The organism is Gordonia sp. 852002-10350_SCH5691597 (assembly GCF_001665715.1).
Classification (GTDB): Bacteria; Actinomycetota; Actinomycetes; order Mycobacteriales; family Mycobacteriaceae; genus Gordonia; species Gordonia sputi.
The window spans coordinates 1-14,728 of the sequence record NZ_LZMO01000001.1 but is presented as its reverse complement, the minus strand read 5'-3'; the positions used below and the strand labels follow the sequence as shown (position 1 = coordinate 14,728).

Sequence of the window (14,728 nt, the reverse complement as noted above, 5' to 3'; positions counted from 1 at the left end):
CTGGCAATCGGCTGTGAACCTCAGGTCGTCGTGATCGTGTAGAACACCGACGACCCGCCAGACGCGGCGGCGGGGGTGACGCCCGCGCTCACCCAATACGTTGTGCCACTCTTATCCGCTGTCAGCACCACGACGGACTGGCCGTTCTGCGACGTTCGTTGCGACTCGGTGTAACCCGCGTCGGTCAGCTTCTTGACTGCGGTGTCGAGGACGTTCGAATCGCTCGCGGGCGCCTGGACCGTCACCGACCAGCCCTTGCCCGCTGCGCCCGACGCGCTCAACACCGTTCCGTCGATGAGGGGTACCTGATCGGAGGGAAAATCAGACGGTAGTGCCACTCCCTTGAGACCGCTCTCCTCCTCGGACGCACAAGCACCGATGACCAGCGCAAGCGCGCACGTCAGCAGAACGACGGTGAACCTGACTAAGCGCGACATGACTGCAACGGTAAGATAGACGAGCGGGCAGTTGCTCCGTGACACCCCGCCAGACGACGAAAGACGGAGTGCCCTTTGATCTCGGTGTTGGCCGCGTTGGCCGTGTGTGCGCTCATCGCACCCGCCATCGTTCATGCGCTCGGCACCAGGGGTTTCTACGTACTCGCGTTGGCTCCGCTCGGCGGACTGATCTGGGTTTTCCTCAATTGGCCGCATGCGCACGACGCCCCTCGCGTCGAGACGGTCACCTGGGCCCCGACGCTGCAGATGGATTTCGTGATGCGTTTCGACACGCTCACGGCCATCATGTCGGTGCTGATCCTCGGTGTCGGGGCACTCGTGCTCTGTTACTGCGCCAATTACTTCGACGACGCTCGCCCACGGGTCGCCATCTTCGGTGGCGAGATGATCGCGTTCGCCGCGGCGATGTTCGGTCTGGTCGCCAGCGACAACATGCTGATGCTCTATATTTTCTGGGAGCTCACCACGGTGTTGTCGTTCATGCTCGTCGGCTTCTACCACGTCCGCGCCACCTCGCGTAGATCCGCGACGCAGGCACTGCTCGTGACCACTCTCGGCGGACTAGCGATGCTCGTCGGCATCATCATGCTCGGCGAACGCACCGGGTCGTATCTGCTCTCCGACCTCGTTACGCACCCGCCGTCGAGCGGCATCTTTGTCGACGTCGCGATCGTGCTGGTGCTGATCGGCGCCGTCAGCAAGTCCGCGATCGTCCCGTTCCACTTCTGGCTGCCCGGTGCGATGGCAGCGCCGACACCGGTCAGCGCATACCTGCACGCCGCAGCGATGGTGAAGGCGGGCATCTACCTGATCGGACGGCTGGCACCCGGCTTCTCGGGCCTCACCAGTTGGCAGGTCATGACGATCGGGCTCGGCTGTTTCACGATGGTGCTCGGTGGCTGGCGTTCGCTGCGCGAACTCGATCTCAAGCTCATCCTCGCGTTCGGCACGGTCTCGCAGCTCGGCTTCCTCGCCGTGCTGTTCGGCATGGGCGATGCGAACGTCGCGATGGCCGCGCTGGCGATGCTGGTGGCACACGCAATGTTCAAAGCCGCGCTGTTCATGGTCGTCGGCATCATCGACCACTCGACGGGTACCCGCGACATCCGCAAGCTGGCCCGCCTCGGACACCGTCTACCCGTCCTCGCCGTCATCGCCGCCATCGCGGGCGCGAGCATGGCCGGACTGCCATTCACCATGGGGTTCGTCGGCAAAGAGACCGCGTTCGCGTCGATCTGGGACACCGGCTCGCTGCAGCACTGGCAGGCGGAGACGGTCGACTACGTGCTGCTGGCGGGATCGATCATCACGATGGCGTACACGACCCGCTTCCTATGGGGCGCGTTCGGCCGCAAGGTGCGCAGGCTTCCGAGCCGTGTCGTCGCACAGATGCATCCGCCGTCGGTCGCGTTCCAGACGCCACCGGCGATCCTGGCTGTACTCGGCGTCGCCACCGCTTTCCTGAGTCCGCTGATCGGCGAGGCCTTCGAGCCCTACGCCGAGAGCCTGCCGTCGTACGGCCACGAGATCGAACACCTGGGCATGTGGCACGGCTTCGGCTTACCGGTGGTCTTCTCGATCATCGTCATCGTCGGCGGCGCAGCACTGTTCCTACTGATCAGACGCCTTCGCGACATGCTGTTCCGCTACCGCCCGCTACTCAACGCCGACCGCATCTACGACGCGACGCTGCGCGCGGCCGACACACTCTCGCTGACGCTTACTCGCAACACCCAGCGCGGTTCACTGCCCATCACCCAGGGCGTGATCATGTGCACCGCGATCATCCTGCCCATCACGGTGCTGTTCCTCGGTTCACGTGATCGACTCTCGCCACGCGGTTTCGACTCGTCGATCGAGGTGGTGATCGGAGGGATCATGGCCGCGGCCGCGCTCGCAGCGGTCCTGCTGCGTAACCGACTCGCGGCGACGCTGATCGTCGGTGTCACGGGCTACGGCTGCGGCGTGCTGTTCGCGCTCTACGGCACCCCCGACCTCGCGCTCACCCAGTTCCTCGTCGAGACGCTCACCCTGGTCATCTTCGTGCTGGTCCTGCGCAAGCTGCCCGCAGAACCCGAACCGCGCCACGCGACGAGGTTCAAGGCGGTTCGCGCGCTCATCGGCGCGGCGGTCGGTGTGAGCCTCGTGGTCATCGGACTCTTCGCCGCTGCCGCGCGCAATTCACAGCCGGTCTCGGTCGACATCCCCGAGGCCGCATACAAGTGGGGACACGGCGCCAATGCGGTCAACGTACTGCTCGTCGACATCCGCGCGTGGGACACGATGGGCGAGATCAGCGTGCTCATCGTCGCGGCGACCGGCGTCGCGTCGATGGTGTTCCGCAACCGCAGATTCGGTGCCGCGCCGCGTGTGTCCGACGCCGCACGCATGCTCGCGAATGGTCCCAACGGTGGCCCGAACGGCCAGAACGACGAAGACGACGACCCGATCCCACCAGACCGCACGACGTGGCTGCGCGGCAGCGAGTTCCGCGACCCGCGCCACCGGTCGATGGTCTTGGAGGCGACAACCCGTCTGATCTTCCCGACGATGGTCGTGCTCTCGGTCTACTTCTTCTTCGCCGGCCACAACGCTCCCGGCGGCGGGTTCGCCGGTGGCCTCACGATGGGTCTTGCCCTGGTGTTGCGCTATCTGGCGGGCGGCCGCTACGAACTCGGCGAGGCGCTGCCCATCGAACCCGGCAAGTTCCTCGGTGCGGGACTGTTGATCTCCGCGGGCACCGCGGCGACCTCGATGCTGCTCGGTGCGCCCGCGCTCTCGTCTGCGGTTCTCAAGGTCACGGTGCCGCTGCTCGGCGACGTCAAGATCGTCACCGCACTGTTCTTCGACCTCGGCATCTACCTGATCGTGGTCGGCCTGGTGCTCGACATCCTGCGGAGCCTCGGCGCACGCCTCGACGTCGAGACCTCGGTCCCGGCGGGCACCGTCATGCGCGTACCCGGGGAGGTCAGCCGATGAGCGTCAACCTCGGACTCCTGGTCATCGTCGCAGTCCTCGCCGCCTGCGGCTCGTATCTCCTGATGGAACGCAGCCTGATCCGCATGCTGCTGGGTCTGCTGCTCGTCGGAAACGGCATCAACCTGCTGATCATCACCCTCGCGGGTCCTCCGGGTAATCCGCCGATCCTCGGCAGGACGTCGGATCACCGCACGCACGACGCCGACCCTCTCGCGCAGGCGATGGTCCTCACGGCGATCGTCATCACGATGGGTGTGGCCGCGTTCATCCTCGCGATGGTCTACCGGCTGTTCGTCCTCAACCGAGACGACGACGACGTCGAAGACGACGTCGAGGACCTCAAGGTGCTCAACACCAGCCTGCAGACAGCACCTGACCGCGACCGCAGTGACAACCCCGAGACCGGCGCCGACACACCACTCGGCGACCTGTTCGACGACGAAGGCAACCCGCTGACACCCGAGGAGTACGCCGCACTGCACCGGTCCAAGATCGAAACCGACCTCATGCCAGAAGACGACGACGTCGTCGACGAGGTCTCGCGCGAAGAGGACGAACTCGCCGAGGCCGGCCTCGACGTGGTCGACATGACGTGGCCGCTCGGCAACGACCTGCAGGATCCGGACAAGCCCTATCCCGGAACGGCCGACCCGCGTGATCCACCGCAGCCGGGAGACGATCGATGATCCCCCAGCCCTCGTGGATTCCGGTTCTCATCACGCTGCCGACCCTCGTACCGCTGCTCGGTGCCGCGATCACACTGCTCGCCGGTCGCAGCCCGATCCTGCAGCGCGCCGTCGCTCTCGTCGCGATCGGTACCGCGCTCGTCGCGTCGGGCATGATGCTCTACCTCACCGACGAACACGGGACTTTCTCCCTCCACATCGGCGGGTGGGGCTCGAAGGGGTACCCGAACGGTCCGCTCGGGATCACGTTGGTCGTCGATCCGCTCGCCGCGTTGATGCTGGTCGTCTCGACGGTCGTGCTGCTGTGCGTGGTGAGCTACGCGATCGGGCAGGGCATCCGCGACGGAACGTCGCAGCAGCCGGTGTCGATCTTCCTGCCGACCTACCTGATCCTGTGCGCAGGCGTCTGCAACTCCTTCCTCGCAGGCGACCTGTTCAACCTGTTCGTCTCGTTCGAGATCCTGCTGTCGGCGAGCTTCGTACTGCTCACACTGGGCGCCAGCGGCGAGCGCGTGCGTGCGGGGGCTTCGTACGTGATGGTCTCGATGCTCTCGTCCCTGGTCTTCCTCTCAGGCATCGCATTCGCGTACGCGACGACCGGCACACTCAACCTCGCCGAGATGGCACTGCGCCTCGATACCGTGGCCGACGGCACCCGCAACGCGCTCTACGCGGTGCTCCTCGTCGCATTCGGTATCAAGGCCGCGGTGTTCCCACTGTCGTCGTGGTTGCCCGACTCGTATCCCACGGCCCCCGCGCCGGTCACCGCGGTGTTCGCAGGCTTGCTGACCAAGGTCGGTGTGTACGCGATCATGCGCACACACACGCTGCTGTTCCCCGGCGGATCGATGGACTCGATCCTCATGGTCGCGGGCCTGCTGACGATGCTGATCGGCATCTTCGGTGCGATCGCGCAGTCCGATATCAAGCGACTGTTGTCGTTCACGCTCGTGTCGCACATCGGCTACATGATCTTCGGCATCGCGCTGTCGTCGCGACTCGGACTGTCCGCGGCGATCTACTACGTCGCGCACCACATTCTCGTGCAGACGACGCTGTTCCTGGTCGTCGGCCTGATCGAGCGACAGGCGGGCTCTGCGTCGTTGCGCCGACTCGGCGGTCTGATCGCCAGCCCCCTGCTCGCAGGACTCTTCCTGATCCCGGCGCTCAACCTCGGCGGTATCCCGCCGTTCTCCGGGTTCATCGGCAAGGTCGGGTTGCTCGAGGCGGGCACACGCGACGGGTCGGTGCTCGCGTGGTTGTTGGTTGCCGGTTCGGTGATCACCAGCCTGTTGACCCTCTACGTGATGGCCCGTGTGTGGACCAAGGCGTTCTGGCGACCGCGTGCCGACGCTCCCGAGGGCGAGCTCGCCGACAGCGCACCGTCTGCCCTCATCGACGAGCGTGCCGACATCTCGTTCGACGACCGCGAAGACGTGGGCCGAATGCCGACGTCGATGGTGGTGCCGACCGCGCTGATGGTCGCAGCCGGTCTCGTGCTGACCTTCTGGGCAGGTCCGATTCTGCGCTTCACCGACAGTGCCGCCGACAACATCACCGACCGCAACAACTACATCGTCAGCGTGCTGGGAGGTGACAGATGACGGACGAACACCCCGAAAAGCGCGATCCCGGAAAGGACGACCCGGCTCAGCAAGCCCAGCGTCGCAGCTCCGGTGCGGTACGCGCGCCCGGAAAAGGGCCCGTGAGGTCGTTCCTCGTCAATGCGTGGCGCGTGTCGCTACTGTTCATCTTCTGGAACACAGTCCGCGTGTTCGTGTGGCTCCGTGAACACATCCGCCTGCCCGGCCGCATCGCGGGCGACGGCCGTGAACTGGCCGTTCGACTCTGGGTTCTCGCCTGGCTCACCTTCGTCTGGGTGTTGCTGTGGGGCACGGTGTCGTGGGCCAACATCATCGGCGGCATCGTGCTCGCGCTGGCCATCTCCATCCTGTTGCCGCTGCCCCGGGTGCCGGTCGAGGGTCGCATCCACCCGGTGTCGGTGCTGTGGCTGGTCGCACGGCTGATCGTCGACTTCTTCGTGTCGAGTGCGCAGGTCGCATGGGCCGCGATCCGACCCGGCTACCGCCCGCTCGGCGCGGTCATCCGAGTGCGGGTGGCAATCAAGTCCGACATGGTGCTCACTCTCGCCGTCGACTATCTCAATCTCGTGCCCGGCACCATGGTGCTGGAAATCGACCACCGTCGTCGGCTGATCTACGTGCACGTCTTCGACGTCCGATCGGACAAGAAGGTGCGCGCGTTCCACCGGCAGATCGAGTTTGTCGAGCGAATGTTCATCAAGGCATTCGAGCGCGATAGCGAATGGCATCCGAGCCCGTACCACGGCATCGACGACGACTATCACCACGTACGCACCGCCGAGCGGGCGTCGATCAAAGCGGAGCAGAACCGATGAGCGTCGTCTGGGTGATCGTGGCCGCGCTACTGCTCGTCGCTGCCGTGCTGACCGCTGCCCGTGCGCTGATGGGACCGACAACCCTCGACCGCCTCGTCGCGCTCGACACACTCATCGCGCTCGCGATGTGCGGTCTCGCCGTGTGGGCTGCCTACAGCGGCGACACCACCGTGGTACCCGGCGTCGTCGCGCTCGCGCTCCTCAGCTTCGTCGGATCGATCGCGATCGCCCGCTTCCGAGTTCGGGACGACCAGACATGAGGGGGCAACGACCATGATCGTCGACATCGTCAGCTCGGTCTTCCTCATCCTCGGTGCACTGATGGCGTTCACCGCGGCGCTCGGGGTGTTCCGGTTCCCCGACACGTTGAGTCGAATGCACGCGGCGACCAAGCCCCAGACGTTCGGACTGTTGCAGATCCTCCTGGGAGCGATCATCCAACTCGGCGACAACGTCGACGTGGGAATGTTGATTCTCGCCGGCCTCTTCGCAATCATCACGGCACCGGTGATCGCGCATAGAATAGGCCGATTGGTATACCAGGAACAACGTGCCCAGGACGGATTGATCGCGAAAGAACGTTTGGACCGGGGCGATATCGACTGATCTCGTCACAATCACCTGTGAAGCGTCGCTTCCTACACAGTGTTCGGTCACAATTATGTGGGGGGGATTCGTCCTCGCGCCATCCGCGCGAACGATGAGCACGCGGAGGTGAAGGAGTGGCGTCGGTGGCGAAGCGGTTTGATCAGCGCTCGCTCGCGATGGTGTGCAGCCAGGTCGGTGCTGTCCCACTCATCGCATTCGGGCTCTCGTCGGATTCCTTCCTCATGCCCGGCACACACTGGGTATTGGTTCTCGTCGGGGTTTTCACGCTCTTCTCGGTTGCGCTCACGATCCGCGCCGGCAAGCTCACCGACCGGCAATTCACGCTCGACGGTTTCGGCGGAATGCTGGGCATCGCGGCTTCTGCGGCCGTCATCGCCGACGATGGCTCGGCGATAGCCGTACTCGTCCTGATCGCCGCGGTACCCGCCCTCACCGCCATGGCATCGCCGCAACGTCTCGTGGTCAGTTTCGTTGTCGCGGCAATGGCTCTCGCGTGCGCGGTCATGGCCGCACGTGCCACATCGCTGACCGCTCTGGCCGTCGGGGGTGGCGCGGTTCTGATGGCGATCGCGGTCCCGACGATCATGGTCACGATGCTGCGGCGCACCCTGATGTCGTTGCTCGCGGAGCAGGCGAGACTGAGCATCACCGATCCCCTCACCGGGGCCCTCAACAGGCGAGGCCTCTTCGACGGCGCGGCAGCGATGTTCCGCTCGGCCCACCGGGCAGGCAGAAGCATCGCGATGCTCGTCATCGACATAGACCACTTCAAACGCATCAACGACGCCCACGGTCACGCCGCAGGCGACGCGATCCTCGTCGATGTGACGACACTGCTGCGCGACAACGTCCCCGACGACGCTCTGGTCGCGAGAACGGGCGGCGAGGAGTTCACCGTGTTGACGATCGTCGACGACGAGGCGCAACTGCGCGACATCGCTGCACGGCTGTGTCTCACCGTTCACGCACACGCGGGAGTCACGATCAGCGTCGGCGGCGTGACCGCCGACCCCGAGGAACTCTACGACGACGACTCCGCACAGACGTCTCAAGGCCTCGACCAGCTCGTCGCTCCGGCCGACCACCTTCTCTACGCCGCAAAGCACCTCGGTAGAAACCGGTCGGTCGTCTCGTCTATCGCCGAATTCAGCTGGCGCGCCGCCGATACAGCGGCGACGCGGCCAGGTCCTGCGTCTACCCCTCCGGCCATCCCTGGTCCCAGCACACCGCGCGAACTCGCGGATGCCACCGCCATCAGCCGCGTGCGGACGAGAAGAGAGTCCATGATCGAGATCCTGCACCCCTACTACGACGCCGCGCGGATCGCGCAGCTCACCGACGCGTCACATCGCGAACTGGTCGACATGTGGCCCTCGGCGATCGAAGAACTCCGCGCGCTCGACGCGCTCGAGCACATCGAGCCGGGGTCCTCACCACACAGCCTCGTCGACTTCGACGACCCCGCCGTCGTCGACGACCACACACGGTACGTCCTGATCGACTGGCGCAACACTGTCGTCCGAATGCCCGACGCCGAACTGTTCTACAGACTCAAAACAGCGCGTAACCGATTCCTGCTCACCGGCTCCGAGCAGGAGAGGTGGCATGGCGCGACGGTCGCCGTCGCGGGCCTGTCCGTCGGCTCGTCGGCGCTGGCCTCGTGCGCGCTGACCGGTGCCCGCGATTTCCACATCGCCGACTCTGATCGCCTCTCACCGACCAACCTCAACCGCATGTCGGCGTCGATCTGCGACGTCGGACTCTCCAAGATCGACATCGCCGAACGCCGCATCCTCGAGGGTGATCCGTACTCGTCGGTGACCCGGTTCGCGCACGGCTACTCGACCGACGTGGCCGACGAATTCCTCGGAGTGGCGACGGGCAAGCCGGTCTCGGTGATCATCGAGGAGATCGACGACGTCGCGATGAAGATCGACATGCGTCGACGCGCTCGCGCAGCACGCATTCCGGTGGTCAGCGTCACCGACATCGGCGAGAACGTGATGCTCGACATCGAGCGATACGATCTCGATCCCGAGCACCCGATCTTCCACGGACGCGGCGAGAACTTCAGCCCCGCCGACGCTGCCGACCCGACGCAGCGACTCGACATGGCGATGGCGATCGTCGGCGACAATCTGACGTCGCGGATGGCGTTCTCCGCGGGTCAGGTCGGTCGGAGTCTAGCGTCCTGGCCGCAGCTCGGCTCGACCGCTGCGATGTCAGGCGGCCTCGCGGCCGCGGCTGCCCGCAACATCGTGTGCGGACGTCCGGTCGTGTCCGGACGCTACGTCCTCGACATCGAGCACATGATTCTGGCCGAGCGCGAATACCACGAGATGCAGTGGAACGAACTCACCCCCGATGTGTTCGCCGCGGTCTTCACCGAGAGCACAAGCGAGCGACCGACGACCGGTAGGCCGCTCGCTTCCGAATAGCGTCGTCCGAATAGCGTCGTCGTAATCGCTCACGCGACATCGACGGAATCCGCATCGAATACGTGGGAGATTTGCCGGAATTCCGCGCACATTGTTCTCCACACCGCGGGTTCCGCATGACGCGCAAGTGCATCGCGGTCCCAGAACATGGCCTGCGTGCGATACCTTTCGTCCGGATACGGCGTGAACGGAATGCCGGTATCCACCCGACCGCCACCCGACTCCCACCTGGCAAGCACATAGTCGGCCGCCGTGGCGAGCATGTGTCGGGTGTCCGTCGCCGCCATCACGATCAACGGTGTGCGAGCGAGAAAGCCCGCGGCCGCCGCTGCGTCGACCGACGTCGGATCGACGAACGCCGATTTCACCTCGATCAGCCCTCCGGCAAGGCGCGCGCCGATCGCTCTGATCAGCGCCGACTGTCCCGGTTGACCGTCCCATTCGGAGACCGCATGCGACTGATGCGGCAGCGTATACGGCCCCTGAACCCGCAGCCCACCGACCACATCACCCGCGGAATTGATCACCGCGCAGAACACCGTAGTGCTCGAACCGTCGCAAATCGCGTCGTAGTCGAGTGCGTCGTCGACGCCACGCGCCGAGTACGCGGCGTGAGCGCCGTCGAGGTATTGGCGCCAGAGGTCGGGGACGATACTCGGCGATGCGACGATCATCCTTGCATCGCTGGTGACGTCGGAGACGACGATCGGATCGAGCAGGCCGGGGATGTTCGGGGCAGGGCTCGACAAGGGCAGGACAGCTGGCATGGCTGATTTCCTTCAGGGGGCGAGATGAGACGACCCTCTGATTGTGCCGGTTTCCTACCGGAAAGCGGCAAGTGAAATCAATTACCCGCGAGATCCAACGGCACACACTCCGTACGCAAATGACATTTTCGCAACAATTGTGAACGGCGCGCATTGTCACGCGCGCATTCTCAATCCAGTTCCGACACCACCGATGCAACCACGGCACGCATGTCGCCGGTGTGCTCGTGGACGCTGCGCTGTCGCTGGTAGCTGGCTCCGTGATCGACGATGTCGATCACGCGCGCGAGTTCGTCGATGCACCCGAGTTCCTCGGCGATCGGCTCAAGTCGTTTGAGCAACACGGTGAGGTCGTCGGTGACAAGCCGCTCATCGCAGTCGGAATCGAGAATGACGATGGCCTCGAGGCCGTAGCGCGCGGCGCGCCACTTGTTCTCCTGCACCAGCCACGGCGCCATATGCGGGAGCTCTTCACCCGCCGACAGCCGACGATCGAGATCGACGACGAGACAGTGGATGAGCGCGACGATCGCCGAGAGCTCCACCAGATTCGTCATCCCGTCGCACACCCGCACCTCGATGGTGCCCAGGTGCGGTGAGGGGCGGATGTCCCACCGGATCTCGTTGAGGTGGTCGATGATTCCTGTGGTCTTCTGATCGGCGACGAACGCCTCGAACTCGTGCCAGGTCTGGAACTGAAACGGCAGACCCGCAGTGGGCAACTGCTGGAACATCATGGCGCGGTTGCTCGCGTAGCCGGTGTCCTGACCCGACCACATCGGAGACGACGACGAGAGCGCGAGGAGGTGCGGATAGTAGTTGAGCAGCGACGTGAGAATCGGCAGCACCTTGTCGCGTCGGTCGATACCCACGTGCACGTGGACACCCCAGATCAGCATCTGCCTACCCCACCACTGGGTGCGATTGATCAACTCCGCGTACCGGTGCCCCTCGGTGAGCAACTGCGTCGACCACTCCGCGAACGGATGCGTTCCGGCGCCGTAGAGGTCGACGCCGAGTCTGTCGGTGACCGACCGCACGACGTCGAGTGTTGCCGAGAGGTCGTCGATCGCCTCACGCGTCGTCGTACTCACACCGGTCACCAATTCGACGGTGTTGCGCAGCAACTCCTTGTGGACCTTGCCCGCTCGGTCGGGGGCACGGCGACCGACCTCGGCGAACAGCTCTGCCGCCGAGTTCGACAGATCACCGGACACCTTGTCGGTGAGTGCGAACTCCCACTCGACGCCCAGCGTCGGCGTCGGCGAACCGGAGAACTCGATCGGGATGATCTTCGGCATCGATCAGGCCTTCCGCTCAGACCGGTGCCGGTCAGACCGGTACCGGTGTCGCGTCAGCCCTCGACGGAGATGACGCCGCATGCCAGGCGTGAGCCCGCGTCGCCGGTCTTCATCGTCTCGGCGTCGGGCACCGGTGCGTAGCGAGTCGGGATGTTCGCGAAGTTGTCGGGCTTCTCGTGGATGATGATCGACTTGCCTGCGACCTGATTGAGGTTCACCGAGTCAGTCGTGGTCACGGTCTCGCCGGTGCCGTCGGCAAGCACGTTGATGGACACGAGGTCGCCGCTCGAAGGATGACCGGTGTGACCGTCGACCTGCAGGTGGCCGCCCGCCGACGAGAACGGCGTCGAACCGCTCGCCTCGCACACACCGTTCTCGTGGATGTGCATGCCGTGGAAGCCCGCCGCGATGCCGTTGCTGACCTTCACGTCGACGCGCAGCGACGATCCGCTCGGCGTGAACGTCGCGGTGCCGACGGTCTGACCCTTGGTGTCCTTGAGTTGGGCGGTCGCCGACTCCTTGGCCGAGTTCGGGATGTTGTCGGCGTCGTCGACAGATCCGGGAGGTGCCTGATTGCCGGTCACGACCGACGGCGTGGTGCCGGGGGTGTCCGACCGTGGCTCGTCGGGAGTACAGCCGGCAAGTGCCGCGGCGATGGCGCCCGCAGCACCGAGCGCGAGCACGCTGCGCAGGGTCTTCGAGCCAAGTGTCGAATTGCCGGTGGTCATGAAAGCTCCTAGAGATCCGTTGGGCCGTCGAGTGAACAAAGTCGGGTGAAGAGTCTTGCCGTGCCAGAACTCATCGGGTGACCACCACCACAGCGATACCGTCCCGGCACATCGTGAACGACGACGGGCGCTGCTCGACACTGGGACTCGAACCCAGCGCGGTCGCCACCTTCTGTGCTTCCGCCTTCTGCGACGAGTCACGGTAGAGGATGGTGTTCTCGGTGAAGCTGCCGCCGTCGTAGTTGGACGGGCTGGACATGGTGAAGCCCTTGGCCTTGAGGTCGTCGGTGACCTCCGATGCCAGACCAGAGACCGACCCGGCGTTGATCACGCAGAGACGCTCGCTTGTCGAGGCGCTCGTGGCAGACGACGACGCGGGAGTCGACGTGGTGGCAACGCTCGCCTGGGCGTCGCGGAGGCCTTCTTCCGGACTCTGTCCCGACGTCGCAGCGGAGTGCCAGCCGAGTCCGACGAACACGACAGCCACCGCGAGGAGCAGCATGGCCCCGGCCCGCAAGGGAAGGCGATTGGGCTCGCGATCAGCATTCATCACCGATGACCTTAACGCACACGCGGCGGGCAACCGCGCTCAGCGCTACGTGATGTCGAAGCCGAGCCGCCGCGCTGCACGGGCCTTCTGACGCGATGCCCGCAGCCGCCGCAGACGCTTCACCAGCATCGGGTCGGCAGCGAGCGACTCCGGACGATCGACGAGCGCGTTGAGGACCTGGTAGTACCGCGTTGCCGACAGACCGAACAGCTCTTTGATCGCTTCTTCCTTGGCCCCCGCGTACTTCCACCACTGACGCTCGAACGCCAGGATGTCGTGCTCGCGTCGCGACAGACCATCCGGACCCACCTCGTGAGGATCGACGGATTGGCCGGCCGCACTCTGCGTTGTCGGTTCGGGTGCGTTCTCGGGTTGATCACCGTGCTTGCGACTACGCGCTGCTGCGCCGTCCATCTTGCTCCCTCACGCTCGCCTCCGGCCCTACCCGCGTCGGCTCCTCGACGGGGTCAATCGGCGTACCACTCCGGTGACAGAACTCGGGCTACGAGTGCGCTGACCGTCGAATGACACCGATGTGGTTCGTGACCATCTAACCACGCCCGCAAGCGGTCAACCGCGTGTGACTCGCCCGGTTCGGTCGCTCTTATCGAGCCGAGCACAGAAGGCCCAGGGCAGTCGCCGTCATCCGCGCGCAGTAGGCTTTTCACTCATGTCTGTGCTTCCGATCTGCATCGTCGGCGAGCCGGTCCTGCACCAGCAGACCGAGTTGGTCGAACTCGACGACGACGGTCGTCCGTCTGACGAGATCGTCACCCTCCTCGACGACATGTACGAAACCATGGACGCCGCGCACGGCGTCGGCCTCGCCGCCAACCAGGTGGGCGTCGGCAAACGGATGTTCGTCTACGACTGTCCCGACGGCGACGCGGGTCGCGCCTCGGCCCGGCGACGGGGCGAGGTGATCAATCCCGTCCTCGAGACGTCGGAGATCCCGGAAACCATGCCGGATCCCGACGACGACGAAGAAGGCTGCCTGTCGGTGCCCGGCGAGCAGTTCCCCACCGGCCGTGCCGAGTGGGCGCGGGTCACCGGCGTCGACCGCAACGGCGACGAGGTCGTCATCGAGGGCAACGGATTCTTCGCCCGCATGCTGCAGCACGAGACCGGACACCTCGACGGCTTCCTCTACGTCGACGTCTTGATCGGACGCAACGCCCGCGCCGCCAAGAAGGCCATCAAGAAGCACAAGTGGGGCATTCCCGGCGTGGCCTGGATCCCCGGCGAGCAGGCCGACCCGTTCGGCCACGACGACGTCGACTGACCCCCCCGACCCCGACCCCGACGCCCGGCCATGCGAGCGCCGCTGCATGCTCGAGGTCGCGAATCGCGCTGTTGCGCACCGGTTGTGCCGACAGGAGGCGAATCGACACGACCGACTCGCGGGGGATGGACTCGACCGTTCCGTCGCGTTCGATCAGCAGCGTCGAGTCGAGGTCCCCGGTATCGGGGCGTTCGGTATCGGTGCATTCGGCATCGGTGCGTTCGGTATCGGGGCGTTCCACCAGAAACCCCGTGACGTCGGACATCGTGGGCGCTGCCGTCGACGCGGGAGCCGGATTCGGTGAGTGCCGCCAGTCTGCGGGTGTCGCGTCGCCGAGCAGATACCGCACGACGACGCGGTCGCCGGGGTAGGCGTCGGTGGGAAGACGTGCAGGGGGCAGACGTGCAGGGGGAAGACGTGCCGGATCGGGACTCGAGGGTTGCTCGCTCATCGCGTGTCCCGTCGGTGGGGGTCGATGGGTCGGGGTGCAGGTGGGTGACGAAGACGTGCG

14 protein-coding genes and 1 pseudogene are annotated in these 14,728 nt (G+C 65.3%); 8 read left to right on the top strand and 7 right to left on the bottom strand.

Annotation, left to right across the window (positions count from 1 at the left end):
* Positions 1–20 precede the first annotated feature (20 nt).
* Positions 21–437 (bottom strand): hypothetical protein, encoded by a 417-nt coding sequence (locus A5777_RS00075; RefSeq protein WP_005206686.1) that lies wholly within the window; start codon positions 435–437, stop codon positions 21–23.
* 75 nt (positions 438–512) lie between these two features.
* On the opposite strand from A5777_RS00075, the gene A5777_RS00070 reads away from it, so the two are divergent.
* The 7 genes from A5777_RS00070 (at position 513) to A5777_RS00040 (ending at position 9,589) form a co-directional block, all read left to right on the top strand.
* Positions 513–3,437: a Na+/H+ antiporter subunit A gene (locus A5777_RS00070; RefSeq protein ID WP_064861227.1), complete on the top strand. Its 2,925-nt coding sequence runs from the start codon at positions 513–515 to the stop codon at positions 3,435–3,437.
* Positions 3,434–4,123, top strand: coding sequence for a Na(+)/H(+) antiporter subunit C (locus A5777_RS00065; protein ID WP_005206688.1), 690 nt, complete (start codon positions 3,434–3,436; stop codon positions 4,121–4,123). The genes A5777_RS00070 and A5777_RS00065 overlap by 4 nt, the downstream gene beginning before the upstream one ends.
* Positions 4,120–5,727 (top strand): Na+/H+ antiporter subunit D, encoded by a 1,608-nt coding sequence (locus A5777_RS00060; protein WP_005206689.1) that lies wholly within the window; start codon positions 4,120–4,122, stop codon positions 5,725–5,727. Before A5777_RS00065 ends, A5777_RS00060 begins: the two co-directional genes overlap by 4 nt.
* A complete protein-coding gene (locus A5777_RS00055) occupies positions 5,724–6,542 on the top strand; it encodes a Na+/H+ antiporter subunit E (protein ID WP_064861226.1) in 819 nt (272 codons plus the stop codon). The genes A5777_RS00060 and A5777_RS00055 overlap by 4 nt, the downstream gene beginning before the upstream one ends.
* Positions 6,539–6,802 carry a monovalent cation/H+ antiporter complex subunit F gene (locus A5777_RS00050; RefSeq protein WP_005206691.1) on the top strand — a complete coding sequence of 88 codons (264 nt, stop codon included), beginning with the start codon at positions 6,539–6,541 and terminating at the stop codon, positions 6,800–6,802. Before A5777_RS00055 ends, A5777_RS00050 begins: the two co-directional genes overlap by 4 nt.
* Positions 6,803–6,815: 13 nt before the next feature.
* Positions 6,816–7,148 carry a monovalent cation/H(+) antiporter subunit G gene (gene mnhG / locus A5777_RS00045; protein WP_005206692.1) on the top strand — a complete coding sequence of 111 codons (333 nt, stop codon included), beginning with the start codon at positions 6,816–6,818 and terminating at the stop codon, positions 7,146–7,148.
* 125 nt (positions 7,149–7,273) lie between these two features.
* Positions 7,274–9,589 (top strand): diguanylate cyclase, encoded by a 2,316-nt coding sequence (locus A5777_RS00040; protein ID WP_231894885.1) that lies wholly within the window; start codon positions 7,274–7,276, stop codon positions 9,587–9,589.
* A gap of 29 nt (positions 9,590–9,618) precedes the next feature.
* Here A5777_RS00040 and A5777_RS00035 read toward each other — a convergent pair whose 3' ends face one another.
* The 5 genes from A5777_RS00035 to A5777_RS00015 all read right to left on the bottom strand — a co-directional run bounded on the left by A5777_RS00035 (position 9,619) and on the right by A5777_RS00015 (position 13,349).
* Entirely contained in the window at positions 9,619–10,356 is a 738-nt protein-coding gene (locus A5777_RS00035) for a hypothetical protein (RefSeq protein ID WP_005206694.1), read from the bottom strand.
* Between the two features lie 170 nt (positions 10,357–10,526).
* Positions 10,527–11,657 carry a glutamate--cysteine ligase gene (locus A5777_RS00030; protein WP_005206695.1) on the bottom strand — a complete coding sequence of 377 codons (1,131 nt, stop codon included), beginning with the start codon at positions 11,655–11,657 and terminating at the stop codon, positions 10,527–10,529.
* A gap of 53 nt (positions 11,658–11,710) precedes the next feature.
* Positions 11,711–12,385, bottom strand: coding sequence for a superoxide dismutase[Cu-Zn] (gene sodC, locus A5777_RS00025; protein ID WP_005206696.1), 675 nt, complete (start codon positions 12,383–12,385; stop codon positions 11,711–11,713).
* 70 nt (positions 12,386–12,455) lie between these two features.
* Positions 12,456–12,935: a LytR C-terminal domain-containing protein gene (locus A5777_RS00020; RefSeq protein ID WP_005206697.1), complete on the bottom strand. Its 480-nt coding sequence runs from the start codon at positions 12,933–12,935 to the stop codon at positions 12,456–12,458.
* A gap of 45 nt (positions 12,936–12,980) precedes the next feature.
* Positions 12,981–13,349: a DUF3263 domain-containing protein gene (locus tag A5777_RS00015; RefSeq protein WP_005206698.1), complete on the bottom strand. Its 369-nt coding sequence runs from the start codon at positions 13,347–13,349 to the stop codon at positions 12,981–12,983.
* Positions 13,350–13,605: 256 nt separating this feature from the next.
* Here A5777_RS00015 and A5777_RS00010 point away from each other — a divergent pair, with 256 nt between their 5' ends.
* Positions 13,606–14,217 (top strand): peptide deformylase, encoded by a 612-nt coding sequence (locus A5777_RS00010; protein WP_005206699.1) that lies wholly within the window; start codon positions 13,606–13,608, stop codon positions 14,215–14,217.
* Between the two features lie 19 nt (positions 14,218–14,236).
* Here A5777_RS00010 and A5777_RS23890 read toward each other — a convergent pair.
* Positions 14,237–14,668, bottom strand: a pseudogene (locus A5777_RS23890) (N-acetyltransferase); the annotation flags it as partial.
* Positions 14,669–14,728 lie beyond the last annotated feature (60 nt).